General features: G+C 69.9%; 20 protein-coding genes. 12 read left to right on the top strand and 8 right to left on the bottom strand.

Annotated elements, in window-relative coordinates:
• Positions 1-40 precede the first annotated feature (40 nt).
• From ACIRL2_RS18020 to ACIRL2_RS17985, 8 genes are all read left to right on the top strand, one after another.
• Complete coding sequence (locus ACIRL2_RS18020; protein WP_402233133.1) at positions 41-1,333, top strand: Gfo/Idh/MocA family protein; 1,293 nt, start codon at positions 41-43, stop codon at positions 1,331-1,333.
• Between the two features lie 156 nt (positions 1,334-1,489).
• Positions 1,490-2,749, top strand: coding sequence for an ABC transporter substrate-binding protein (locus tag ACIRL2_RS18015; RefSeq protein WP_402233130.1), 1,260 nt, complete (start codon positions 1,490-1,492; stop codon positions 2,747-2,749).
• A 140-nt stretch (positions 2,750-2,889) separates the two neighbouring features.
• Complete coding sequence (locus ACIRL2_RS18010; protein ID WP_395863665.1) at positions 2,890-3,795, top strand: carbohydrate ABC transporter permease; 906 nt, start codon at positions 2,890-2,892, stop codon at positions 3,793-3,795.
• Positions 3,796-3,797: 2 nt separating this feature from the next.
• Complete coding sequence (locus ACIRL2_RS18005) at positions 3,798-4,760, top strand: carbohydrate ABC transporter permease (protein ID WP_395863667.1); 963 nt, start codon at positions 3,798-3,800, stop codon at positions 4,758-4,760.
• A 9-nt stretch (positions 4,761-4,769) separates the two neighbouring features.
• Positions 4,770-5,843: an NAD-dependent epimerase/dehydratase family protein gene (locus tag ACIRL2_RS18000; protein WP_395863669.1), complete on the top strand. Its 1,074-nt coding sequence runs from the start codon at positions 4,770-4,772 to the stop codon at positions 5,841-5,843.
• 123 nt (positions 5,844-5,966) lie between these two features.
• Entirely contained in the window at positions 5,967-6,986 is a 1,020-nt protein-coding gene (locus ACIRL2_RS17995; protein ID WP_402233304.1) for a dihydrodipicolinate synthase family protein, read from the top strand.
• Positions 6,970-8,031 (top strand): hydroxyacid dehydrogenase, encoded by a 1,062-nt coding sequence (locus ACIRL2_RS17990; protein ID WP_402233126.1) that lies wholly within the window; start codon positions 6,970-6,972, stop codon positions 8,029-8,031. Before ACIRL2_RS17995 ends, ACIRL2_RS17990 begins: the two co-directional genes overlap by 17 nt.
• A gap of 52 nt (positions 8,032-8,083) precedes the next feature.
• Positions 8,084-8,935 carry a fumarylacetoacetate hydrolase family protein gene (locus ACIRL2_RS17985; RefSeq protein WP_395863673.1) on the top strand — a complete coding sequence of 284 codons (852 nt, stop codon included), beginning with the start codon at positions 8,084-8,086 and terminating at the stop codon, positions 8,933-8,935.
• A gap of 135 nt (positions 8,936-9,070) precedes the next feature.
• On the opposite strand, the gene ACIRL2_RS17980 is transcribed toward ACIRL2_RS17985, so the two are convergent.
• From ACIRL2_RS17980 to ACIRL2_RS17965, 4 genes are all read right to left on the bottom strand, one after another.
• Positions 9,071-9,466: a RidA family protein gene (locus tag ACIRL2_RS17980; protein ID WP_402233123.1), complete on the bottom strand. Its 396-nt coding sequence runs from the start codon at positions 9,464-9,466 to the stop codon at positions 9,071-9,073.
• A gap of 658 nt (positions 9,467-10,124) precedes the next feature.
• Complete coding sequence (locus tag ACIRL2_RS17975) at positions 10,125-11,849, bottom strand: Cys-Gln thioester bond-forming surface protein (protein ID WP_395863677.1); 1,725 nt, start codon at positions 11,847-11,849, stop codon at positions 10,125-10,127.
• A 338-nt stretch (positions 11,850-12,187) separates the two neighbouring features.
• Positions 12,188-13,645, bottom strand: coding sequence for an APC family permease (locus ACIRL2_RS17970; RefSeq protein ID WP_395863679.1), 1,458 nt, complete (start codon positions 13,643-13,645; stop codon positions 12,188-12,190).
• 57 nt (positions 13,646-13,702) lie between these two features.
• Positions 13,703-15,013, bottom strand: coding sequence for a zinc-binding dehydrogenase (locus tag ACIRL2_RS17965; RefSeq protein ID WP_402233119.1), 1,311 nt, complete (start codon positions 15,011-15,013; stop codon positions 13,703-13,705).
• Positions 15,014-15,189: 176 nt separating this feature from the next.
• Here ACIRL2_RS17965 and ACIRL2_RS17960 point away from each other — a divergent pair, with 176 nt between their 5' ends.
• Both ACIRL2_RS17960 and ACIRL2_RS17955 read left to right on the top strand, forming a co-directional pair.
• Positions 15,190-15,924, top strand: coding sequence for a helix-turn-helix domain-containing protein (locus ACIRL2_RS17960; RefSeq protein ID WP_395863683.1), 735 nt, complete (start codon positions 15,190-15,192; stop codon positions 15,922-15,924).
• A 270-nt stretch (positions 15,925-16,194) separates the two neighbouring features.
• Positions 16,195-16,803, top strand: a complete 609-nt coding sequence (locus ACIRL2_RS17955; RefSeq protein WP_395863685.1) for a hypothetical protein — start codon at positions 16,195-16,197, stop codon at positions 16,801-16,803.
• A 136-nt stretch (positions 16,804-16,939) separates the two neighbouring features.
• Here the strand turns inward: ACIRL2_RS17955 and ACIRL2_RS17950 are convergent, their stop codons facing one another.
• From ACIRL2_RS17950 to ddaH, 3 genes are all read right to left on the bottom strand, one after another.
• Positions 16,940-17,815, bottom strand: coding sequence for an anti-sigma factor family protein (locus ACIRL2_RS17950; protein WP_402233117.1), 876 nt, complete (start codon positions 17,813-17,815; stop codon positions 16,940-16,942).
• Positions 17,812-18,372 carry a sigma-70 family RNA polymerase sigma factor gene (locus tag ACIRL2_RS17945; protein ID WP_395863689.1) on the bottom strand — a complete coding sequence of 187 codons (561 nt, stop codon included), beginning with the start codon at positions 18,370-18,372 and terminating at the stop codon, positions 17,812-17,814. Before ACIRL2_RS17945 ends, ACIRL2_RS17950 begins: the two co-directional genes overlap by 4 nt.
• A 998-nt stretch (positions 18,373-19,370) precedes the next feature.
• On the bottom strand, positions 19,371-20,216 hold the full coding sequence (ddaH, locus tag ACIRL2_RS17940; RefSeq protein WP_402233115.1) for a dimethylargininase: 846 nt from the start codon (positions 20,214-20,216) through the stop codon (positions 19,371-19,373).
• 1,571 nt (positions 20,217-21,787) lie between these two features.
• Here ddaH and ACIRL2_RS17935 point away from each other — a divergent pair.
• Positions 21,788-22,477, top strand: a complete 690-nt coding sequence (locus tag ACIRL2_RS17935) for an LmbU family transcriptional regulator (protein WP_402233113.1) — start codon at positions 21,788-21,790, stop codon at positions 22,475-22,477.
• Between the two features lie 174 nt (positions 22,478-22,651).
• On the opposite strand, the gene ACIRL2_RS17930 is transcribed toward ACIRL2_RS17935, so the two are convergent.
• Complete coding sequence (locus ACIRL2_RS17930; RefSeq protein WP_395863695.1) at positions 22,652-23,296, bottom strand: FMN-binding negative transcriptional regulator; 645 nt, start codon at positions 23,294-23,296, stop codon at positions 22,652-22,654.
• 376 nt (positions 23,297-23,672) lie between these two features.
• Between ACIRL2_RS17930 and ACIRL2_RS17925 the strand changes: the two genes are divergently transcribed.
• Entirely contained in the window at positions 23,673-25,022 is a 1,350-nt protein-coding gene (locus ACIRL2_RS17925; protein WP_395863697.1) for a lysine N(6)-hydroxylase/L-ornithine N(5)-oxygenase family protein, read from the top strand.
• Positions 25,023-25,097 lie beyond the last annotated feature (75 nt).

Raw genomic sequence — 25,097 nt, 5'->3', positions numbered from 1 at the left:
ACCGTCGTATCCGCAACACCCTCGCACCACGGGAAGCACCATGACCTCCCCCAGTTCGACCATGAACACCGGCCGACCGGCCATCACCGACCGACCCGTACGGGTCGCCCTGGTCGGTGCGGGCAACCGAGGCCTGACCTACACCGATTGGATCCATCGGCACCCCGACCGCGCCGAACTGGTCGCGGTGGCCGACCCGCGCGCCTCCGCCCGGGAAGCCTCAGGCGCGAGCGTGCAGTTCGAGGACTGGCGTGCACTGCTCGGGGAACGGATCGCGGACGCGGTGATCGTGGCCACCCAGGACCGCGAACACGTGGAGCCGATCCTGGCACTGGCCGGGGCCGGCTACGCGATCCTCACCGAGAAGCCGATGGCCGCCACCGAGGCGGACTGCCGGCGGATCATCGAGGGTGTCGCCGCGGCCGGCGTCCCGTTCGCGGTGTGCCACGTGCTGCGCTACACGCCCTACACCGACTTGGTGAAGGGCGTCCTGGACTCCGGTGTGCTCGGCTCGATCGTGAGCCTGGACCTGCTGGAGCCGGTCGGCTGGTGGCACTACGCGCACTCGTACGTGCGCGGCCCGTGGAGCCGGGAGGCGGACTCCTCGCCGATGATCCTGGCCAAGTCCTCGCACGACCTGGACTGGATCGGGTACGTCACCGGCTCCCGGATCGAGACGGTGGCAAGCTTCGGCGGGCTCGCGCACTTCAAGCCGGAGAACGCTCCGGCCGGATCGGCCCGCAACTGCCTGGACTGCGCGGTCGAACCCGACTGCCCGTACTCGGGGCCCAAGCTCTACTTCCCGGCGCTGCGCAAGACCGGCGACGCGTGGCCGATCAACCACGTCACCGACGCCGCGCACGGGCCGCGGGATCAGGCCGAGTTGGTCCGGGCGCTGCGCGAAGGCCCGTACGGGCGCTGCGTCTACCACTGCGACAACGACGTGGTGGACCACCAGGTGGTGGCGATGCAGTTGTCCGGCGGGATCACCGCGACCTTCACGATGACCGCGTTCACCGAGCAGACGCACCGCCAGGTGCGGATCTTCGGCAGCCACGGCTGGTTGCGCGGCGACGGCGAGCAGGTCACCGTGCACACCTTCGCCGACGACCGGGTGGTCACCCACGACGCGGGAGCCTCCGGGTCGAACGCGGCGGACGGACACGGCGGCGGCGACACCGCGCTGATCGACGCGTTCGTCACCGCGCTGGCCACCGGCGACCACGCCCACATCCGTTCCAACGGCGTCGACTCGCTCGGCAGCCACCTCGCCGCGTTCGCCGTCGAACGCTCCCGACACGGCGGCAACACCGAGACCGTACCCGCGAGTTGAGCGACGCCCCGTTCGGTTGAGCAACCCCCGAGCCGGTCCGGCCGCTCGAGCCGTCCCGCCCCCGCCGCCTCCCGGCGGGGGGCGAGCGGTCGGGCCACCGCCTCGGTCCTTGAACTGACACCCCGTCAAACCCCGCTGTCAGGAGACGCGACCCCCATGAGAAGAAGCATCCGTCCGCGTACCGTCCGCGCGATCGCCCTCCCGGTGCTCGCCACCGCCCTCACCGTGAGCCTCGCCGCGTGCGGCGGCTCCTCCGGCCCCGGCTCGGGCGGCAAGTCGATCACCACCTGGATGTACCCGGTGATCGCCGACGAGGCGAAGAACAAGGAGTACTGGGCCGGCCTCAGCGACGCGTTCAGCAAGGCCAACCCCGGCTACAAGGTCAAGGTCGAGACCTACCCGTGGGCCAACCGCGACACCGCGCTGGCCACCGCGATCGCCGCGAACAAGGGCCCGGACGTGGTCTACCTGGTGCCCGACCAACTGCCCAAGTACCAGCGCAGCCTGGTGCCCGCGGACGAGTACATGCCCGCCGCCGACAAGGCCGACTACCGCAAGGCCGCGCTGGATTCGGTGAGCGTGGAGGGCAAGCCGATGGCGACCCCGCTGCTGACCAGCGCCAACCCGCTGATCTGCGACAAGCGGGTGTTCGCCGCGGTCGGCGAGACGAACTACCCGGCCACCTGGGACGACCTGCTCAACCTGGCGCCGAAGCTCAAGGACAAGGGCTACCAGGCGACCAGCTACAGCGGCGACACCCAGCAGACGCTGAACCTGACCTGGTACCCGATGTTGTGGCAGGCGGGCGGTGACGTGTTCGCCGCCGACGGCAAGTCGGTCGCGTTCAACTCCGAGGCCGGCGTCAAGGCGCTGAGCTTCCTCAAGACCCTGGTGGACAAGGGCTATACGGACAAGGACCAGGTCACCACCACGCCCAAGCTGGAGCAGACCCCGGTGGCCAAGGGCAAGGTCGCCTGCACGTGGCAGAACACCCCGGCCGACGTGGAGAAGTTCTGGGGCAAGGAGAACACGGTCGTGCTGCCGCCGCTCAAGGACGTCAAGTCCGCCGGGTACGGCACGGTCGGCTCGTTCGCGATGCTCAAGGGCGCCAACAAGGACGCCGCCGGCAAGTGGATCTCCTTCGTCGCCAAGCCGGAGAACAGCCTCGCGCTGGTCAAGTCCAACGGCTACTTCCCGGCCCGCACCTCGGCCGCCGATCCCTACCCCGGGGACAAGCTCCAGGCCGACGTGGCCAAGACGCTCGACGTGATGAGCGCCGGCCCGCTCAAGGAGAAGTCGCGGGACGTGATGGGCGTGCTCGCGCCGGAGATCCAGGCCGCGCTGATCGGCAACAAGAGCCCCAAGGACGCGCTCAACGACGCGGCCAAGGCGGCGAACGCGCTGCTCGCGCGCTGACCCCGGCCGGGCGGCCCGGCCCCGCGTCCGGGCCGCCCACCCCTTCACCCGCGCCTGTTCCCTCCCGCCATCCGAGCTGGATCCGCTCCCATCCGCTCCCATCCGTTCCCTCATCCGTTCCTCAGCCCAAGGAGGTCCCCGTGGCCGCAGTCGCGGAACAACCCCGCAGGCTCCGCCGACGCGGGCCGCACGCCCGCCGCGAGGCCCGAATCGGGCTGCTGTTCGTCCTGCCCGCCTTCGTGCTGTTCGTGCTGTTCCGGTTCGGCCCCAGCATCGCCGGCGTGCTGCTCGGCTTCACCGACTACTCGCTGATGGACTCGCCGAAGTTCACCGGCCTGGACAACTTCACCCGCCTGTGGGACGACCCGGTCTTCTGGTCCTCGCTCAGGGTGACCGTGCTCTACACGGTGATCACCGTGCCCGGCACGATCATCGCCGCGCTCGGGCTCGCGCTGCTGACCCGGCGCGCGTTCCGCGGGTCGAAGCTGTTCCGCTCGATCTTCTTCCTGCCGGTGGTCACCAGCCTGGTGCTCGCCTCCACCGTCTTCATCTGGATCTTCTCCACCGACGGACCGTGGTCCACGGTGATGGGTTGGATCGGCGGACACACCGGATCCTGGCTGGCCGACGACGTGTTCGTGGTGCCGGCGCTGGCGATCGTGGGCATCTGGTCGCGGTTCGGCTACGGCATGCTGATCCTGCTGGCCAGTCTGCAGAACGTGCCCCGCGAACTGGAGGAGGCCGCGCTCACCGACGGCGCCGGTCCCTGGCAGCGCTTCCGCTACATCATCGCGCCGAGCCTGAAGCCCGCGCTGTTCTTCCTCGCCGTGATCGAGACCACCGCCAGCTTCCAGGTCTTCGACGCGGTGTACGTGATGACCGGTGGCGGCCCGGCGAACGCCAGCTACACGCTGGTGTTCCAGCTCTACGACGCCGGCTTCAAGTACTTCGATCTCGGCTACGCCAGCGCGATCGGCCTGGCCCTGTTCGTGCTGACGCTCATCGTGGCGATCATCCAGCGCCTGGTGATCGGGAAGGAGAAGTGACCATGTCCCTCGACACCCACGAGGTCGCCGAGATCACGCCGCCGCCGGTCGCCGCGGCGAAGAGCGAACCGGCGCGCGCCCGCCTGCGGTTGCGCCGCCGCGACCGCTCCGGTCCCCGCCGCGAGCAGGACACCGTGCCGTACGCGATGCGCGGTACCCGGCGCGGCAAGGTGCTGCGCGGCCTGCTGCTCGGCGTGGTCGCGCTGGCCACGATCTTCCCGTTCTACGCGATGGTCGTGTTGTCCCTGAAGCCCTCCGGCGCGGTCGAGTTCCCGGGCAGCCTGCTGCCGTGGAACCTGACCACCAGCGCGTACAGCGACGTCCTCGGTTCGCAGGACGTCCCCCAGTGGCTGATCAATACGCTCATCTACTCGATCGTCGGCGTGCTCGGCACGCTGCTGCTGTCCGCGCTGGCCGGCTACGCGTTCGCCAAGAAGCGATTCCCCGGCCGCGAGGCGATGTTCTGGTCGTTCCTGTCGATGGTCATGGTCCCCTACCACGTGACGATGATCCCGACGTTCGTCCTGATCGCGAAGATGAACGGCGTCGACACCTACTGGGGTCTGATCCTGCCCTCGCTGGCCAACGCGCAAGCGGTGTTCCTGATGCGGCAGTTCATCCAGGGACTGCCGGACGAGCTGTTCGAGGCGGCCAAGATCGACGGCGCCTCGGAGTTCCAGATCTTCGTCCGGATCGTGCTGCCGCTGATCAAGCCGATCCTGGCCACCCTGGGCACGTTCGTCTTCCTGTGGCACTGGAACGACTTCCTGTGGCCGTTGATCGTCGGTCAGAGCACGGACATGCGCACGCTGACCGTCGGCATCGCCTCGCTGCAACAACAGAACGTGCCGCTGAACGTGGTCCTCGCGGGTTCCGTGGTCGCGTTCGTCCCCATCTTCATGGCCTACCTCGTGGGCCAGCGCTACGTCACCGAAGGCGTGGCGGCAACCGGAATCAAGGGCTGATCTCGCGTCATGAATGAGGTGGCTGTAGCTGTGGCCGAAGCGAAAGGCACGCCCACCGGGCTCGCGTTCCCGGACGGCGAGGCCGCGTTGGAGGAACTCCTCGCGACCCCGTCCGCGGCACTGATCGCGGACCTGGCCGATCTGGAGGGCGACCTGGTCGTGCTCGGCGCGGGCGGCAAGATGGGCCCGAGCCTGTGCCGGTTGGCCCGCCGCGCGCTGGACGCGGGCGGGCGCGGCGAGGTGCGCGTGTACGCGGTCTCGCGTTGGTCGGACCGCGCCGCGGCCGAGGCGTTGGAGGCCGACGGTGTGCGAACCGTCGCGTTCGACCTGATGACCGGCGACCCGGCCGAACTGCCGGACGCGGGCAACGTGGTGTTCATGGTCGGCGCCAAGTTCGGCTCGGCCGGCGCCCCCGAGCACGCGTGGGCGGTCAACGCCGCGCTGCCGGACCGGATCGCGCGCCGCTACCCGACCGCGCGGATCGCCGCGTTCTCCACCGGCAATGTGTATCCGCTGGTGGCCGCGGGTTTCGGCGGCAGCGTGGAGAGCGACCCGGTCGGGCCGGTCGGCGAGTACGCGATGTCCTGCCTGGGCCGCGAGCGGGTGTTCACCCACGCCGCGACCACGCGCGGCACCCGGGTCGCGCTCATCCGGCTCAACTACGCGGTGGACCTGCGCTATGGCGTGCTCGCCGACATCGCGGCGGCGGTGTACGCGGGCGAGCCGGTGGATGTGACGACGGGTCAGGCCAACGTGGTGTGGCAGGGTTACGCCAACGAGGTCGCGTTGCGTTCGCTCGGGCACGCGGCGACGCCGTTCACGGTGAACCTGACCGGTCCCGAGACCGCGTCCGTACGGCGCCTGGCGACGCTGTTCGGTGCCGAGTTCGGTCGGGAGGCGATCGTGACCGGCGCCGAGTCGGGCAGCGCGCTGTTGTCCGACGCGAGTCTGTGCCACGAGTTGTTCGGCTATCCCGAGGTCCCCCTGCGCACACTCGTGGCCTGGCAGGCGGACTGGATCCGGCGCGGGTATCCGCTGTCCGGCAAGGCCACCAAGTTCCAGGTCCGCGACGGAAAGTTCTGAGGCATCGTGATCAACTCCGCAACGGATTACCCGGGTTCGATCGGCGCGGTGGATCCGGTCGACCCGGCCGGTTCGATCGATTCGGCCGGCGCGACCGGTTCGGCCGGATCGCCGCTCTCACCGATCGAGTTGTTGCTCGAAGGCACCGTGATCCCCGCGCATCCGCTCGCGCTGGACGCCGAGGGACGGTTCGACGAGCGCCGGCAGCGGGCGCTGACCCGGTACTACCTCGGCTCCGGTGCGGGCGGGATCGCGGTCGGCGTGCACACCACGCAGTTCGAGATCCGCAGGCCCGAGGTCGGGCTGCTGCGGCCGGTGTTGGAACTGGCCGCCGAGACGGTCGCGCGCGAGGCGGGCCGCCCGGTGGTACGGGTGGCCGGAGCCTGTGGGTACACCGCGCAGGCGGTGGCCGAGGCCGAACTCGCCGCGTCGCTCGGCTACGACGCGGTGCTGCTCAGCCCCGCCGTACCCGGTGCGGACGAACAGGGGCTGCTGGACCGGGCCCGCGCGGTCGGCGAGGTGCTGCCGGTGATCGGGTTCTACCTCCAGGACGCGGTGGGCGGGCGGTTCCTGACCCCCGGGTTCTGGCGCGCGTTCGCGGACATCCCGAGTGTGGCCGCGATCAAGATCGCGCCGTTCGACCGCTACCGCACCTCGGACGTGCTCTCCGCGGTGGCCGACGCCGACCGGGCGGGCGAGGTCGCGCTGTACACCGGCAACGACGACGCGATCATCACCGACCTGCTCACCCCGTATCGGGCCGGCGACCGGCCGCGCTGGTTCGCCGGTGGCCTGCTCGGCCAGTGGGCGGTCTGGACGTCGACCGCGGTCACGCTGCTCGACCGGGTCCGCCGCGCCCGCGCGGGCGATCACCGATTGATGGTCGACCTGCTTGGTCAGGCACCGGAGTTGACCGACGCGAACTCGGCGGTGTTCGACGTGCGCGGCGGCTTCCGCGGCTGCATCGCGGGTGTGCACGAGGTGCTCCGGCGCCAGGGCCTGTTGGCCGGCACGTGGTGCCTGGATCCGGCGGAGGCGCTGTCGCCGGGACAGGCGGAGGAGATCGAGCGGGTGTCGAATGCCTATCCGTGGCTGACCGACGACGCGTTCGTGGCGGAGCACCTCGATGCCTGGCTCGCCTAGTCCGGGCCCGGCCGGTGTGCGGCCCGATCGCGCCGTGGTCGCGCTGGCCGTGCCGCCCGGGCTGCGCGCGGAGTTCTTCGGCGCGGCCGACCCGGCCGGTCCGGGTGGGCCGGCCGAGCGGCTGCGGGCGCCGGCCGACCTCGTGCCGGTGGACGATCCCACCGATGTCGAGACGCTGCGCGCGGCCTTCGGGATCGCCGACGTCGTGGTGTCGTCGTGGGGAATGCCCCGACTGACCGGCGAGTTGCTCGCGGCGGCGCCCCGGGTCGGGCTGTTGGCGCATACCGGCGCGGCGATCACGCCGGTGGTGGGCGCGGACGCGTTCGCGCGCGGGGTGCGGGTGACGCAGGCCGGCCAGGGCATGGCCCGGTCCGTAGCCGAGGTGGCGCTGGCCTTCACCCTCGCGCTGCTGCATCAAACCCATCGTTACGACCACGCGTTGCGCGGTGGACGCGAGTGGGAGACGGCCTCGATCGCACCGGCCCGGCACGAGGTGCTCGGCGCCCGGATCGGCGTGGTCGGCGCGTCCCGGACCGGTCGCGCGTACATCGAGGTGACTCGGGCGCTCGGCGCCCGGGTCCAGGTCGCCGACCCCACCCTGAGCGCCGCCGACGCGGCCGATCTGGGAGTCGAACTCGTCGAGCTGGACCGGCTCCTGACCACCAGTCGCATCGTCGCGCTGCACGCCCCGTCGCTGCCGGCGACGCGGCACCTGATCGGGGCCCGCGAGTTGGCCCTGCTCGCGGACGGTGCGGGCCTGGTGAACACCGCGCGCTCGTGGCTGGTCGACGAGCGGGCCCTGCTCGCGGAGTTGCGCACCGGCCGGATCGAGGCCGCGCTGGACGTCTACGACGCGGAGCCGCTGCCCGTGGACCACGCGTTCCGGGCGCTGCCCAATGTGCTGCTGACGCCGCATCGGGCCGCCGGTACGGTCGAGTGTCGCCGACGCCAGGGCGACATCGTCCTCGACGAGGTGGAGCGCTATCTGACGGGCCGTCCGCTCGCCCACGAGGTCGGCCCCGAAGCGCTCACCCGCGTCGGTTGAACCTCCTTCGCAGTTCCACCATCGACACCTTCACGTACCTGGAGAGATCACCGTGCGCCTGATGCGCGTAGGCGAACCCGGCAACGAACGCCCCGTGCTGTTCGCCGCCGACGGCCGCCACTTCGACCTGAGCCGGCTGACCGTCGACATCGACGGGGCGTTCTTCGCCTCCGACGGCGTCGAGCGGGTCCGTGAGGCCGCGGCGGCGGGCACGCTGCCGGAGATCGACGTCGCGGGCCTGCGGGTCGGCGCGCCGGTGGCCGCCCCCGGCGCGATCCTGTGCATCGGCCAGAACTACGCGGCACACGCGGCCGAATCCGGCGCCGAGCCGCCGAGCACGCCGATCCTGTTCTACAAGACGCCGCACACCCTGACCGGGCCCTACGACGACGTGTTGATCCCGCGCGGCGCGGTCAAGACCGACTGGGAGGTCGAACTCGCCGTCGTGATCGGGCGGCAGGCGCGATACCTCGCGTCGCCGAAGGACGCGTTGGCGCACGTCGCGGGCTACACGATCAGCAACGACGTGTCCGAACGCGCCTTCCAGTTGGAGCAGTCCGGCGGACAGTGGTCCAAGGGCAAGAACTGCGAGACGTTCAACCCGCTCGGCCCGTGGCTGGTGACCACCGACGAGGTTCCCGACCCGCAGACGCTCGGACTGCGTTCGTGGGTCGGCGGCGAGAGCCGGCAGGACTCGACGACGGCCGACATGATCTTCGGCGTCGCGTACCTGATCCACCACCTGTCGCAGTACCTCGTGCTGGAACCGGGCGACATCGTCAACACCGGGACGCCGCAGGGCGTCGCGCTGTCCGGGCGCTTCCCGTACCTGGCGGAGGGCGATGTGATGGAGATGGAGATCGACCGGCTGGGGCGGCAGCGGTCGCACCTGGTGCAGGCCTGACGGAGGGCCCGGGTCTGCCGGACGGCGCACGTCCGGCAGACGGCACAGGTCCGACGGACGGCGGTCGCCGAGAGCGGGCCGCTCGCGCCGGCCGGGTCGGGTCCGCCCGGCCGGCGCCTCGGGGCGTGGCGGCGGTCAGTGGCGTACGGCGACCGCGTCGACCTCGAACAACATCTCGGGCAGGGCCAGCGCGGCGACGCCGCTGAGCGTCTGGGTCGGCGGGACGGAGCCCCAGATCTCGCCGATCGCCTTGCCCAGAATGGCCAGCTTGTCGGAATCGTGGTCGACGATATGCGTGCGCAGCTGGACGATGTGGCTCAGGTCCAGGCCGACGGCCGCCAGCGCCGTGCGCAGATTGGCGAACGACTCCTCGACCTGCTCGGCGAAGTCGTCGGTGGTCACATGGCCGTCGGCGTCCGACGCGTACTGCCCGGCGACGAAGACGAGTTCCCCGGATGCCACGGCCACATGGCTGTAGCCGAAGTGCACCGGGTCGTGCAGGCCGTCGGGGTTGATGATGCGGTGTGACATGGTCGGGGTCCCTCCGAAGCGAACGGTCGTCGAGTACAGGTCGTCGACGCGGCTGATCATTCCCGAAGGACGTCTCGATCATCGGTGCGGCGCCGCGAACCGGATGTTCCCCATCCGCGTCCGGGGAACGGCCCAACCCCGTGGTGGGGGGCGATACCGAGCGAGGCCGGCGCCGAGCTCTTCACCGACGTCGGCGCCGCCACGCCGGTCGGTCGAGTCGGCCGGGGCGACGAAGTCGCGGCCGTGATGCGGCTGTTCGTCGGCAACGGCTTCATGACCGGCACGGTGATCGACCGCACCGGCGGTGCCAACCTCGCGACGGGCCGCCGACCCGGGTTTCGCGGCCCGGCCTTTTGCCCATGCCGCAGACCGGGCGATCCGGCGGCCCGGCGATATCCGGGCATTACGGCAACGGCGACAGGGAATCGTCACAGCGTGTACCGGTCGAGTTCTCTCGGATTATCGGGCCGCCCCGGTGCGGTCAGGGAAATGAATCGTGCTGTCGACAAAGCACGGATTGCATTCGCGGAAATACGCACGGGAATCGCGGATGGAAACGGCGAGGGCCCCGCCATGCGGCGGGGCCCTCGTGGTCGGGTGGGATCACTCGGTGATCCCACCCGGTTCGGCGTTCGTGCGGTGGTCCGCCTCGACGGCGTCAGACCTCGTGGCGAGCGCGGCGACGGTTGAAGTAGATCGCACCTCCGCCGGCCAGCAGCAGCGCGGCGGCCGCGCCGGCGATCATGCCGGTGTAGGAGTCGTCGCCACCGGTCTTGGCGAGGTCCTTCCCATTGCCCGCGGGAGCGACCGGGAGCCAGGGCACGACAACCGCCGGGTCGTCGGTGCCGGGCTCGACGATCGGCTTGGTCGGCCCCGCACTGCCGGTCGGCTGCGCACTGCCGGTCGGCTGCGCGCTGGTGGCCGGGGGCGCCGAGGTGGTCGCGGGGGCGGACGGGCTCGCGGGAGCGGACGGGGTGGTCGGGGCCGAACTGGTGGCCGGCGCCGAAGTCGTCGGCGGGGCGGACGTGGTCGCCGGCGCCGAGGTGGTCGGCGCGGCGGACGTCGCCGGCGCGCTCGAGGTCGGCGGCTTGGGCGTGCTCGGCGTCGTGGTGGCGACCGGCGGCAGGGTCGTCGGCGGCGCGGTCGTCGGCGGGACGGTCGGCGTCTCGACGCAGTCGAGCTTGCCCGTGTACGTCGCCGCGTAGTTGCCCGGGCCGGACACCGTGATCGTGTAGGCCGTGTCCTCGGCGACCTTGACGAACTGCGTCCTGGTCGAGCTCGGCGGCACGGTCACCGTCGTGCCGTTGACCTTGAAGTCGGCCGGTCCGTCACCGGTGTTCTTCAGCGTGACCGTGACGCCGCCCTGGACGCAGTCCTCCTTGTACGTCGACGAGGGGACCGGAACCGGCTTGTGGCTCCACTTGACCTGGGCCGAGGCACTGGCCGAGAACGGCTGCGAGCCCGCGGTGATCAGGGTCTGGGTGTGCTTGCGGTTCTTGCCCAGGAAGACCCGGCCGATGTTGATGCCGGCCTTGGTGGTTGCCGAGATCTTGGCCTCGCCCGGCGTCTTGGGCGCCTTGACGTAGAGCTCGGTGCCGTTGGCGGCCGAGTCGATCGGCTTGCCGTCCTTGCCCACCAGCGAGGCGCCGGCCGGGACGGTGCCGTCGAGCTTGACCGCGACCGGGTCGGTCCCGGACGTCTTGACGGTGATCGGGCCGACGCCCGGAGTGTCGCTGTCGTTGCCGGACCTGGTGGTCGGCGACAGCTCGAGCGAGGCACCGGGCTCGGCGGACTCACCCTTGTTGGCCGGGCCGGTCAGGTACGCGTAGAGCGCGTTGACGTCCTCGCCGTTGCTGCTGCTCGCGTCGACACCGTTGCTGTAGTGCCAGATCGCCGCCTGGGTGGCCGCGACGGCCTCCGCGGCGTCGAGGTCGTAGAACTTCTTGCCCTTGCGCTCGTGCAGCGGCAGACCCGCGGTCTTGGCCAGCGCGTTGAGGTCGGACGTCTTCGGGTACGAGTTGTTCAGCACCCAGTTGATCTTCGCGACCTTGGCCGTGTCGTTGAGCCAGGACTCCCCCCAGGTGCCCTCGCGGTACTCGGCGTCGTCGCGGACCGTGGTGTCCAGGTCGATGCAGTAGACCAGGACCTCGGGCGTCCCCCGGCGCTCCTGGCTGAGAATCATCAACTCGGTCTGCACGCCGAAGGGGTGGCCCTTCAGGCGCACCGAGCCCTCCGTGTCGTCCACGTGGCCCCGGAATCGGAGCTTGGTGCTGTCGGTGTCGGCGTGCGCGGAAGGCGCCAGGCCGACGACCGCGACCGCGGCCATACCTGTGGCGGCGAACGCCGAAGCCACGCGGGATATACCCCGCTGGGTCCTGAACATGAAAGAAACGACTCCTCATGAAAGGCGGCCCCCGCTGCCCGGGTCTGTCACCGGGGTCCCCACCCCTGGGCCGCCGAACGCAAGAATCGTGGTAACCCGAAGTTTAGTCAATTCACGTCCGGGGAAATCCGCCCACAAATCGAAATTCACCCGACCCACCGCGATACCGCGAAAAACCATTTCTCGCCATTTGCCGGATTCGATGCCGGATGAGGGCGGCCGGTGGCACGCCGACTCCGGCGGGCGACGCCGGCTCGACCCGAGGCCGGTGCGCGCCGCGAGAGACGCGAAGCCGCCGACTCCCCGGTGCGGGGAGGCGGCGGGCGGTTGGGGCGGGGTCAGGTCGCGTCGTCGGCGAAGGTGCCTGCGTGGGCGGCGCGTTGCGGGTCTCGCCGGCGCAGGATCGCGTAGCCGGCGATGCCCACCACCAGCGCGCCGACGAAGACGTACGGCAGCACGTTGAGCGGGGACTCCGGGACCGGCCACAGGTTGCGGTAGAAGACGTAGACCATCGCCGCCGCGCCGATCAGGCCCAGGACCCAGGTGATCGCCAAGGCTCGGGCGCCGGTCTTGCGGACGAACAGCGGTGCGGCGAGGCAGACCAGCACGTACGACAGCATGTAGCCGAAGACGCCGATCGTGTCGATGTAGGTGGTCGCGTCCAGGCCGTCGGTGCCGGCCAGGATCACCGCCACGGTCGGGATCGCGACGAACGGCGTGACCACCCGGATCGCGGCGGACGGGGTCTTGTGGGTCGGGTGCGCCCGGCCCAGGCGCGCCGGGACGACACCCTCCCTGGCCATGCCGAACAGCAGCCGGGCCGCGACCGTGACACAGGCCATCACCACCGCCAGGAACGAGGCCGCGAAGCCCGCGTGCAGGAAGAACTTCAGGAAGCCGAGCCCGGAGAGTTCGGCCAGTTCGTCCATCGGGTCGGCACTGGCCACCAGGCCGTCCGGACCGCCGAAGCCGACCACCTGGGCGTAGGTGGCGAACATGTACAACAGCCCGGCCAGCAGCGCGCTGCCCATCACCGCGCGTGGGATCGCCTTGTACGGGTCGGTCGCCTCCGCGCCCAGCGAGGCCGCGCCCTCGAAGCCGACGAAGCCGAGCACGCCCAGGACCACCGCGAACACCACGCCGTCGAGCGTGCTGCCGCTCAGGGTGAGTTGATCGGTGTCGAACAGGTCGTTGCCGCTCTTGAAGAACACCGCGAGGAGCACGACCACGATCAGCACGATCGAGACCACCTCCAGCGTCGCCGCCACGCGCGCGGCGGTGCGCACGCTCGCGATGGTCAGCCGGACCGCGATCGCGGCGAGGAGCACGTCCAGTAGTACCTGACCGGCCACACCCGTGAACGCGCCCACACCGATCCCGTCGAGCGCGCGACCGGTGTAGTAGCCGGCGCCGGCCAGCGAGCCGGAGCCGATGCACACCGCGCCGATCAACAGCGCCCAGCCGGTCACGAACGCGCCGGACGGTCCGAGCGAGAGCCGGGTGAACGCGTACAGCGAGCCGGTGCCTGCCCGGCGGCGGGCGAACACGCAGATGCAGTACGCGATCGCCAGCACCGCGGCCATGGCCAGGAAGAAGGAGAACCACGCGCCGTTGCCGGCGGACGCGGCCATGCTCGCGGGGGCGAACGCGATGACCGCGCTCGGCGCGACGTTGGCCACGCTCTGCGCGCCCACCTCGAAGCTGGTCACACTGCGTCGGGCCAGGCCGCTGTCGGCCCCGCCGGGGGCCGCGGCACCGGAGGAGGGGGCGCCGGACGAGGCTGCGGATGTGGGCACGCTTGCTGCCTTTCCGGACTTTCCGGCCGAATTGCCTGGGGTGAGAGTAGTCATCGGTCAGCCCTCGCGCTTGGTGGGGTCGTACGCGGACGGGGTGTGGGTGCCCGGTCCGGAGCCGGACCGGGGCGCGGTGTACGCCGTGTACGCGTCGTATGCGGCCGAGTCGTAGGCGGCCGATTCGACGGCGGCTACGCCCGGTTCGCCCGGTTCGTACGCCGTCGGTCGGTGGCCGGTGAGCAACAGTTGGCGAAGCGCGCGGCCCTCGTTGAGCTCCGCGAGCGCGTCCCCGGCCTCCTCCAGCGGGCGCCGCGCGGAGATCATCGACTCGACGTCCAGAAAGCCGCCGACCACGAGGTCGACCAGGATCGGGATGTCGCGATGGGGGACCACCGAGCCGTAGTTCGAGCCGAGGATGCGCTGATCGGCCTCGGCCAGTGCGAGCGGGTCGAACCGGGCGGTGCTGCCGGTCGGCGGGAGGCCGACGATCACCGCCGCGCCGCCCTGGCCGAGTGCGGCGATGGCCTGCTCGGTGGTGGCGATCTTGCCGATCGCGTCGAACACGTAGTCCAAGCCCTCGGGGACCAACGCGCGCAGCGCCGCCACCGGGTCGACCGCGCTCGCGTCGATCGTGTCGGTCGCGCCCAGCTTGCGGGCCAGGTCGAGCTTGTCCGCGACCACGTCCACCGCGACGATCCGGCCCGCGCCGGAGAGTCGGGCGCCCTGGACGCAGGACAGGCCCACACCGCCGCAGCCGATCACCGCGACCGTCGCGCCGGCCTCGACGCCCGCGGTGTTGCGGACCGCGCCCACGCCGGTCGCGATGGCGCAGCCGACCAGGGCCAGCGCGTCCAGCGGCGCGTCCTTGCGGACCTTGATCGCGCCGGAGACCGGGACCACCACGCGATCGGCGAACGAGGACACGCCGAGGTAGTGGTGCAGTTCTTCGCCGTCGGTCGAGCTCAGCCGACTGGTGCCGTCGTACAGGACGCCCCGGGGCGCGACCACTTCCGCGACCAGGGAGCACGCGGCGGGGCGACCGGCGAGGCAGTACCGGCAGGCGCCGCAGGCGGGCACCCAGGACAGCACCACGTGGTCGCCGACGGCCAGGCCCGAGTCCTCGGTGTCCGGACCGAGCGCGGTCACCACACCGGAACCCTCGTGACCCAGCACGACCGGCATCGGCACGTCCCACTCGCCGCGCACCACGTGCAGATCCGAGTGGCACACGCCGGCCGCGACCACCGCGACCTCGACCTCGCCCGAGCCGGGCGGGGCCAGGACGAGGTCGGTCATGGTGAGGTCGTTGCCGGGGCGCAGGACCACGCCGCGGACGCGGTCGGCGGGTGCCGGCGAGGGGATGGTGCGCATGACTGCTCCAGGCTGGACGGGATCGCGTTTAGTGGCGCTAAACTTTCGTCAAGGTTTTACAGGAGTAAACTCTCGGCGTAAAGACCCCCGAGCGGGGTGAATCCGAACCTTTATGGACCGCCCGGCGGGCCGCGATCGGTGCGAGGAAGCGGGGGAGGGCGGGTAGCGTGTCGCGCGTGCCAGCACATTCCGGAGAAGAGCCCGGTGAACATCGCGGTGAAGACCCGAGCCGCCCGCCCGGCTCCGAGCCCGAAGCCGAGCCCGCGCCGGCCACCCCCGGGGACACTTCCGGCGATGCCGGCGGTGACACCGCCAAGGAGACCGGCAGGGACACCTCCAGCCGGATGTCCCGGGTCGGCCCGCGGCTGCGCGAACTGCGCCTGGCACAGGGGCTGACCCTGGTCCAGGTGGCCGGCGCCGCCGGCGTGACCAAGGGCTTCCTGAGCCTGGCCGAGCGCGGCAAGGCATCGGTGTCGGTACCGACCCTGCTGCGCATCTGCGACGCGGTCGGCACGAGCATCGCCGCCCTGTTCGACTATCCCGACCAGGACGTGGTGCGCAGCGGCATCGGTGCACCGCTGGAGATGGGCGGCATCGGGATCGAGGAGTTCCTGCTGACCCCGGCGGACGAGACCCATGTGCAGGTGATGCGTACCGTGCTGAGCCCTGGCGGCGGTTCCGGCGGCGCGTACACGCTGGAGGCCGAGACGGTGTTCGCGTACATGGTCCGCGGCAGCCTGGAACTGACCGTCGACGGCACCGTGCGACACCTGGGAGCGGGCGACTCGACCACGTTCTCCGCGCGGCTGGAACACGGATGGACGAATCCGGGCGAGATCGAGGCCGAGGTGTTGTGGTCGATCGCGCCGGCGCTGCCGCGACACGTGACGAAGCTGCGACCGCACCGTTAATCACCGGTTGCCGACCGGTTGCCGATCGGTGTCGATCGGGTGCGGACCCGGTGTGGCCGACTGTCCGACCGGTGGGGACCGCGAGCGGCTCCGATGTCCGTCGGATGTGGGCCACTTCGCCCGATTCCACATCGACGTCGGCGTCACGCCGCCGCCGGGGGTTTCTATGCTTGCCGCGTGACCGACCCCAATGACCTCGATGTCCGACCGGCGTTCTCGCCGTCCGCAGCCGCCTCTGCCCGGGGGGTGATGGCGCTAACCTGCGAGCGTGTGGCCGCGACATTGGCTTCGTACGAGCTGCGGGTACTGCCGTCGACCGTGGCCCAGTGGGAAGCCGGTACGGAGCGCCCGAACGAAGCCGAACTGCTCGCCCTCGCCAAGTCCTTGGTCGTTCCCGTGAGCCAACTCATGGGCGGCCGACCGACCAACCTCCAGGACCACCGGATCGCGGCCGGCCTCACCCGCGCCGAGCTCGCCAAGCGGGTCCGGATGAAGGAGCTCGGCTACACCCGACTCGAACGGGCGAACAAGTGGCGGGCCGACGAGGAGCGGACCGGCTTCCTGGTCCGCGCGCTCGGCCTGTCGATGCGCGACCTCGCCGAGGTGTCCGGGGTGGGCCCGGAACTGGAGACCCTGCTCGCCGAGGCCGTGGTGGGCCGCTGGAAGACCCAACTGCCGGACATCACCCGGCTGATCGGCATGCGCCGCAAACGCATCGGCGAAGTGCTCGAGGCGCTCAGCTCGGTCTTCCCGGAAGGAATGGACGTGGCCGACGTGCCGCGTGCCGCGGTGGTGGAGCGATTCTGGGGCCTGCTCGGCGACCCGGTCGCCGACCCCGGTGCCCCCGGGGTCTGGCTGCTGCAAGGCCGCTTCGCGTAACCCGCCCCGAACCGAACGGTCCTGATGTCTCGTCGGATTCGACGAGGCATCAGGACCGGGGTTCGTTCCGGCTCACCCGGTCACCCGGGCGCGCCCACCGCTTGTGCTCCCGCACGTCCCGCACGTGCCGCCCGAACTACACGGGCACGCTGACCAACGTCCCGCCGTCCGAGGTGCGCACGTCGAAACGGGCGAGTTGCTCCTTGGGCGTCCAGGTGCCGGTCTGCACCACCAGCGGCGCCTCCGAGCCCGGCACGCCGTAGCCCTTGGCCGGTACGCTCCAGCTCGAGATCTGCTGCTCCTTGCCGTTCTTGTCCACCGCGATCAGCGAACACCGCAGCGGACCGCGCACGTTCCGCAGTTCGAGCGCGAGGTTGGTGCCCCAGGCCTTGCCCTCCAGCGCGACCTGTGCGGCCGCGCCGGTGGTCGGATCGCTCGCCCGAACGCTCGTGCCGTTCTTGGTGATGGCCTTGATCGGGTCGAACGGCAGCTCCTGTGCCGAGGTGGACGAGTCGTCCTTGAGCCAGGTCCGCCCGGTGAGCACGCCCGCGCCCAGGCCGATCACGAGCAGGGCGACGCACGCGGCGACCAGCAGGGACCATCGGGGTCCGCGCCGGGCGGCTCGACGCGCGGCCAATTCGTCCACGGGGCCGGACCCGGCGGCCGGAGCGACGGTCGGCGCGGCGGTGGGTGCCGCAGGCGGAGCCGTCACCGGACTACCGGTCGGTTCCGAAACCGGCGTCAGGACCGGTCCGGGTGCCCGCGCGGCGTGCGCCGGCGGTGCGGCCGCGGCCGGCGCGGACGGTTCGGGCCGATCGCGCGGCTCCGGTAGTTCGTACACACCCTCGTCGCGCAGCTCGGTCAGCAGCGTGGCCATGCCGGAGAAGTCGGCCAGCTCGTCGAGACACCGGTCGCACGTGGCCAGGTGCTCCTCGAACGCGTCCCGGTCCGCCGGCTCCAGCAGGCCGAGGGCATACGCGGCGATATCCGCGTGTTCGGGTTGGACGCTCATGCCGACACCCCCCTCTCCTCCAGGACGACCCGCAGGGCGCGCAGCGCGTAGTACACGCGCGACTTCGCCGTACCCGCCGGGATGCCGAGTACGTCGGCCGCCTGATTGACAGTACGGTCGCGGAAGAACGTTTCGATCAAAATTTCCCGGTGCGATGTGGAGAGGGCGTCCAACGCGTCCCCGACCACCACCGAACGCAGCAGGCGATCGACCTCGTCGCCGGTGGGCAGCGCGGCCAACGGCTCGTCGCCGACCTCCGGCGGTCGGGCCGCGCGGGCCCGCTGTTCGTCGATGACGAGTCGGCGGGCGACGGTGACCAGCCACGGCAGCAGCGGCGCGGCGGGATCCAGCTTCGCGCGGTTGCGCCAGGCCCGGACCAGCACCTCCTGCACACTGTCCTCGGCGCGCTGGCGATCGCCGCCGTTCAGCCGCGAGACGACCGCGAGCAACGGCCGCGAGTACTCGCGATAGAGCATCGTGACGAACTTGGTCTCCTCGTCGGAGCCCGGCGGGTCGGAACCCGACGGGCTCGAACCCGGTACGTCCACATCGGACACCCCGACCGGCCTCCTCACCCCGTAGACGAGATCCGTATCCCGAAACAGGCAACACCCTAGGGGGCTCGTGTGGCTCGTTCGGCCCGGACCGGGGACCGGGTGGTCGGTGTGGGTCCGGTCGGCACCGATTTCGCACTGTTCGCCTGCTCGCGGGGACAGGATGGAGTCAATTCCTCCATCCAACGTGTTGGATGAGATTTCGGATGCGGTGGGGACTGAGGGACATGCCCTGGGTGGGCCCGCCGGTTCGGTGAGCCCACCTGGCGTGGCGGGCCGCTCGGATGCCGAGGGTCCGCGGAGAGTGGCAAGGGCGATCACGCGCGGCAGCCGGACGTGACCAGGGTCGTCCGTGCCCGTCATAAGTCGGGTATCGGTGCGGCGTGGTTGATCCGGGTGGCGGATCCCACCACCGTCGGATTCTGTGAGCCTCGGATTCCGGGGGTCCCAGGATTCCGGTGCGCGACATTCGGGGGGCGGCATTCCGGGGATTCCCGGAGTGCTCGGTTTCCCGATGCCGACGTTTCCTCGACGGAGGTTCTCCGCGCCGAAGCCGGGAGGACGCACGCGCGTGCGGGATTCTTGCGGTGGCGGTCCATGGATGGGGACCGGCAATCGGCTTCGCCCGGGCGCCGATACGGGTATTCGGTGGACCCGTGCGCGGATCGGGCCGGGTCGGGCGCCGATCGAGTTCTCGATCCGCGTCCCGGGTAGCCGTTTTCGACCGAGCCCGAGCATACCCTCCGCCTGGAATACGGTGAACGGTGAACGGGAGCCCGGCGTCGTGGGTGCGCCTCCTCGCGGGGAATTCGGCGAATCGCGGAAAGCCGGGCACAGGTGCCTTCGCGACGATGCCCGGCCGGGCGGCCCGTCGGTACCGGCACCGACGAAGGGTGTCCCGTCGACGGGACTCAACCCGGACGAACCGTCCGCCGGGCGTGCGCAGTTCCCGCGCGGCGACCCCGCGGCACCGGCACCGCGCCCGCGCGCCGCCGGCTTGCTCAGCCGCGCAGTTCGAGCGTGCAGCACTTGGCGTTGCCGCCGGCCTTGAGCAGTTCGGTGAGGTCGATTCCGATCGGGACGAAGCCGCGCTCGCGCAGTTGCGAGCCGGCGAGCTCGACGGCCCGCTCCGGCATGAGTACGTGTCGCCCGTCGGACAGCGCGTTGAGCCCGAAGACGGCGGCGGTGGGTTCGTCGGCCTGGATCGCGTCCGGGAATCGCTCGGCCAGCAGGCGTTGGCTGTCCGGGGCGAACGCCTCGGGGTAGTACATGATCTCGCCCGGTCCGAGCACCGCGAGCGCGGTGTCCAGGTGGTAGAAGCGCGGGTCGACCAGGGTCAGGCCGACCACCGGGATGCCGAAGAACTCGCGGGCCTCGTCGTGCGCGCGCAGGTCGCTGCGGAAGCCGCAGCCGGCCAGGATTTCGCTTCCGGTGTACAGGAAGTCGCCCTCGCCCTCGTTGATGTACTCGGCCTGGTGCACCTGCGACCAGCCGGCGGTGCGGAACCAGTCGAGGTATGCCGGGGCTTCGTCGGCGCGCTGCGCGTGGCGGAATCGCGCGACGAGCACCTTGCCGTCGATGACGGTCGCGCCGTTGGCCGCGAACACCATGTCGGGCAGTCCGGGCACCGGCTCGATCAGCGCGACGTCGTGTCCGAGTGCCACGTAGGCGTCGTGGAGCTGCTTCCACTGGGCCAGGCCGGTGTCCGCCGAGGTGGGCACACTCGGATCCATCCACGGATTGATCGAATAGGTGACGTCGAAATAGGTCGGCCGGCACATCAGGAAACGTCGCGACCGAGCCGTACGGTTGTTGTTCGAGATTTGTTCAACGTTTGTCTGGGCCACCTTGATTCCCTTGTTCTCCGTGATTGTGTCCGGGGCGAAATCAATTCCGGTGCGAAACGGTGCGTTCCACCGGGCGAAAAACGGCGTGCGCATGATGCGCGCAGGCCGACAACGAGCGGGATTGCCGCCGACCGAAGCTAGCACGAGGTGTGGGCGCGTCTCGTCCCGTCGACGGGACAGCAGCGCCGACCGCCCGGTGCCACGAGAGCGCCATAAATATTCATCACTGGCGATCGATAATCGCAATTTCCGGTGCGCCGGTCCCGCGTAATGCCAACGATTCCGATGCCCGGCGCGGATGCAATTGCCCGGCGAGCATCGCGGGATCGAACCCACGCGGCAAATCGACCACCCGAGGTATGAGCTCGCGCCGGCCGCCGGGGTGGAGGGGCGGGGAGGTACCCGCGTCGGCCGATCGCCTCGCGCCGCCGCCGGTCTCCGACCGCGACGGCTCGAGTGCTGCCCGCGGCCGTCGCCGGGGCAGCCCGCGAACCGGCCCCGGGATCGGGGGAGTCGAGGCTGCGCGGGATCGACCCGGCTCGGTGGTGCCCACGCCGGCGCATCGGATGTTCGATCGCGTGGCGCACGCGCCGCCGGCGGCCGGGCGACTCCGGCGAACGGGCCACCCGCACGAACCGCCCGCCGCCCCCGAACCCGCCGAGAAGGATGCCGGAACGTAGTCGGACTCAACCTCACAGCATCGAACCGCCGGCTCTCGACCCTGCTCCGGAGCACCCATCCACCCCGATCCCGCGTGGCCGAATCGCAGCGCTCGCCGCGCCGCGACGGGTTGCCGATCCGGGCGCAGAGCGGGTCCTGGTGAAATCCATCCGGATGGCCGGAGGTATTCCGAGCCCGGCTTCGCTATGAATGCGCGGTGGCTTCCGGCTATCCATGCCGTTAGGACGGCGTCAAGACGCGTGAGTAGCCGAGCCGGAACAGATGAATACCTCTATAGTGACCGCCCCCGTGAAACCCGGCCGACTCGAACCCCGACCGGAACAGGGACCGACACCGCCGGTGTGTAGGCTCTTTTCCGTGGCCGGTCGAGGGCACGACATGGTTGGACGGTTATTTCTCGCCGGTGTCGGAATGGCGGGGCCGACTACCGAGCGGTTGCGCTCGGTGTCGCTCCGAAACAATTAGCGGCCGATTCCTTGATTTCCGGCAGTTGCTGGGATCTACTCGGGTAGGCCTTCGAAGAGAACCACTTTGAATGTGGATCTTCAGGTGTCGGCAGGGTGTGACGCCGACAGCCGCAACGCCAACGGGGATCTGTAAAGAGGCGAACGGGGCGAGTCGTTGATGCGCACATTCGTACATATGTCGACCTTGTCCGGCTGTGCGACCGCGATGGTCGTGCGGTATCGCCGCGCGCTTCCGAAGTCCGTGTCGCCGATCGCCCGACCGGGAGTGATCCGAGGGAGATCGGCGGAGTCGGCCGTGCGGGCACGGTGGACGATCGAATGCATATCGGATATGTCTGGCATACCCCCGTGGCAACGAGCTGCGCAGTAGCAGCAGCGAATGGCGCAAAATTCGCTTGTTCGAGCGTGCACTCACATGGAGGCATGGTGGCGAATCAAACCAGAAGTCACGAAAGTGCAAGGGATACACAACTTCGTTCGGGTCCCGGGATTGTGGCCCGACCGCGAAGGGTCGCCGGAGAGAATCCGCATTGCGGCCGTCTGCTCACGACGAAAGTGGGTCTGCAAATACCTGCAGATATCACCTTCGAGGACTGGGAGCAGGCCGGACGCAAGCTTTCCGGAATCTTGGATTCCTCTTCGTGGTGGCTCGGCGACTGGCTTGTGTATGGAAAGGACCATTACACAGACCTGTATCAACGAGGGATACGGGCCGCGGGATTAAGCTATCAGACGCTAAGGAATTATGCGTGGGTATCGCGACGATTCGAATTCGATCGCAGGCGGTCGGCTCTGAGTTTTCAGCATCATGCGGAGTTGGCCTCGCTTCCCGTTGCCGAACAGGAACTGTGGCTGGACCGTGCCGAACAGATGAAGTGGACCACCAAGCAGTTGCGCAACGCTATCCGAGATGCGCGGGCGGACGAAGTGCGCGACGGTCGTCAAACCGAGGTGACGCGCCGGCTCGCGGTGCCCGGTGATCGCATCCGCTGGTGGCACAAGGCCGCGGAACAATCGGGGATCGACTTCGAGCAATGGGTGCTCGCCACGCTCGACCACGCCGCCGAGCGGGTCCTGGAGGACGTCCAGGAGCAGGCCGGTGTGAGCGTGTGACGCTTCGGCGGTGCCGAAGCGGTGAGGCGGTAGGGCGGTAGGGAGTACGCCGGTATCGGCGTGCGGTAGGGCGACATCGCAGGATCCGAGTGGCTCGGGGCGACTCGGTCGGTGGCGACCTCGGGGCCCGTGCTCACGACCGAGCGCGGGCCCATCGGCGTGGTTTCGCCCGGGTCAGGGCAACCGGCTCATCATCGCGGCCGTCTCGCGATGCCGGGTGCACTCGCGCCCGTCGAACGAGCGCAGCACCCGGTCGCGTATCTCGGCCGGTTGCTCCTGGCTGAGCTTGAACATGCCGTCGGCCCGGGAGACCCGGATCCGGAACGCGCCCACGGCGGGCACGATCTTGCGGAAGTAGTCGACCGACTCGGACATGTCCCACGCGTTGCCGAACTCGTCCTCGAAGGCCCGCACGGTGGATTGCACGACGCCGAGGGTCTCCTCCAGCGAATCGATCTTGTCTACCGTGCCGCGGACGTGCACGGAGGTGAAATTCCAGGTGGGCGCGGCCGGGGTGGTCTCGTACACGGTCGGCGAGACGTACGCGTGCGGGCCGGTGAAGGTCAGCAGCACGGTGTCGCCGGTGGTCAGCGCGCCCCAATGCGGATTCGCCCGGTTCATGTGGCCCAGCAATGTCGCGCCGGACAGGTCATCGGTCCATTCGTCGGTCATCTCCGGGTCGGGAATGATCGGCAGATGCGTGGCGAAAGGGCCGTCCGTGGCGGTGCCGTTCAGCACCAGGAGTGCCAATGGATTTCTGCGGATCAGCTCGACCATCCACGAACCGTCCGGTTCGCGATACTGCTTGGGAACGAACATGCGGAACTCACCCTTTCGGTGACCTGGTGCGGCGCACGGCTCCACGCGAGGAAGCCGGCGGTCCGGGCGCGCGCGGGCACGGTCGCGTCGACGGTCGGACCGAAGTGTTGTCCCGTCGGCAGGACGGCGTACCCGGCTGTATTGCGGACCGAGCCCTTGAAAGGCGTGCCCGGCCCCCTTAAGTTGAAGCTGCGGTGCCCCCCGGCGCAATACCGAATGCGTTTCTCCCGGACGGCCGGTCGAGAGATATGGGATCATAGGGCACGTTCGACGAATTCCATCCCGAATCCACGACCGGCGTTTTCTACCGGTTCCGTGACGACTCGTCGAAGATACGGAAGTCCCTGTCGCCGCCACGCTAGCGGGAGAGTTTTCTATGGGCACTTTTGCACGCGAAATCTACGACGTGGTGGGCATCGGATTCGGCCCGTCCAATCTGTCGCTGGCCATTGCCTTGGACGAGTATCGAGCCGAGGCACCGGGTGATCGGGCCGAGCCGGCGGCGATGTTCTTCGAGCGACAGCCCGCGTTCGGCTGGCACCGCAATATGCTGTTGCCCGCGACGACCATGCAGATCTCCTTCATGAAGGATCTGGCGACCTTCCGCAATCCGGTGTCGCGATTCAGCTTCGTGTCGTATCTGCACGCCTCGGACCGGCTCGCACAGTTCGTCAACAATCAGGATTTCTTTCCGACCCGCCAGGAGTTCCACCAGTACCTGGAATGGGCCGCGACCGGCTTCACCGACCGGGTTCGCTACGGCTCGGAGGTCACCGGGATCCGGGTGCCGGCGGCGGCGAAGGCCGGGGCCGCGGCCGACCATGTGCAACTCGAGATCCGCAGCGGCTCCGCGACCAGGGTGGTCGACGCGCGCAACGTGGCCATCTCGACCGGCCTGGTACCGCGCATGCCCAAGGGCGTGCTGCGCGACGAACGGGTCTGGCACAGCTCGGAGTTCCTGGAAAAGTACAGCCGGATGAAGCCGTCCGACCTGAGGTCGGTGGCGGTGGTCGGCGCGGGGCAGAGCGCGGCCGAGATCACCCGGTTCCTCTACGACGAGCTGCCGGACGCGCAGGTGTTCTCGATCATCCCGTCCTACGGCTACTGCGTCGCGGACGACACCCCCTTCGCGAACCAGATCTTCGACCCGGGCGCGGTGGACACCTACTACTTCGGGACGGACCGCTCCAGAGAGGCGTTCTGGCACTACCACCGGAACACCAACTACTCGGTGGTCGACGACGAGGTGATCCGTGACCTGTACCGGCGTTCGTACGACGAAGAGGTGCGTGGCCTCCGGCGGTTGCACTTCCTCAACCTGACCCGGGTCGACCAGGTCAAGCGGGCCGGTGACGAGACGCGGGTGTCGCTGCTGTCGCTGCCGGCCGACGAGTCCCGGGAACTGGACGTGGACGCGATCGTGTTCGCCACCGGCTACGACGCCATGGAGCCGACCACGCTGCTCGGCGACCTGGACCGGCACTGCCTGCGCGACGAGACCGGCCGATACCGGGTGACTCGGGACTACCGGCTGGTCACCACGCCCGAACTGGCCTGTGGCATCTACCTCCAGGGCGGCACCGAACACACCCACGGGCTGACGTCGTCACTGCTGTCGAACATCGCGGTCCGCAGCGGTGAGATCGCCGAATCCATCATGAGCCGGCGCCCCGAGCCGGAACCGGAACCGCCACTTCCGTCGGTGGTCGCCGGGGAGACCGGGTGACCCCTCCACCCGACGAGCGGCCCGTCGGCACCGCCGGCGGGCCGCTCGTGCCCGGGGCCGGCCCCGGGTCGGTCG

Origin of the sequence: Embleya sp. NPDC127516, assembly GCF_044765325.1 — a bacterium.
Taxonomy (GTDB): Bacteria; Actinomycetota; Actinomycetes; order Streptomycetales; family Streptomycetaceae; genus Embleya.
This window is presented reverse-complemented; position numbering and strand designations above follow the sequence as displayed.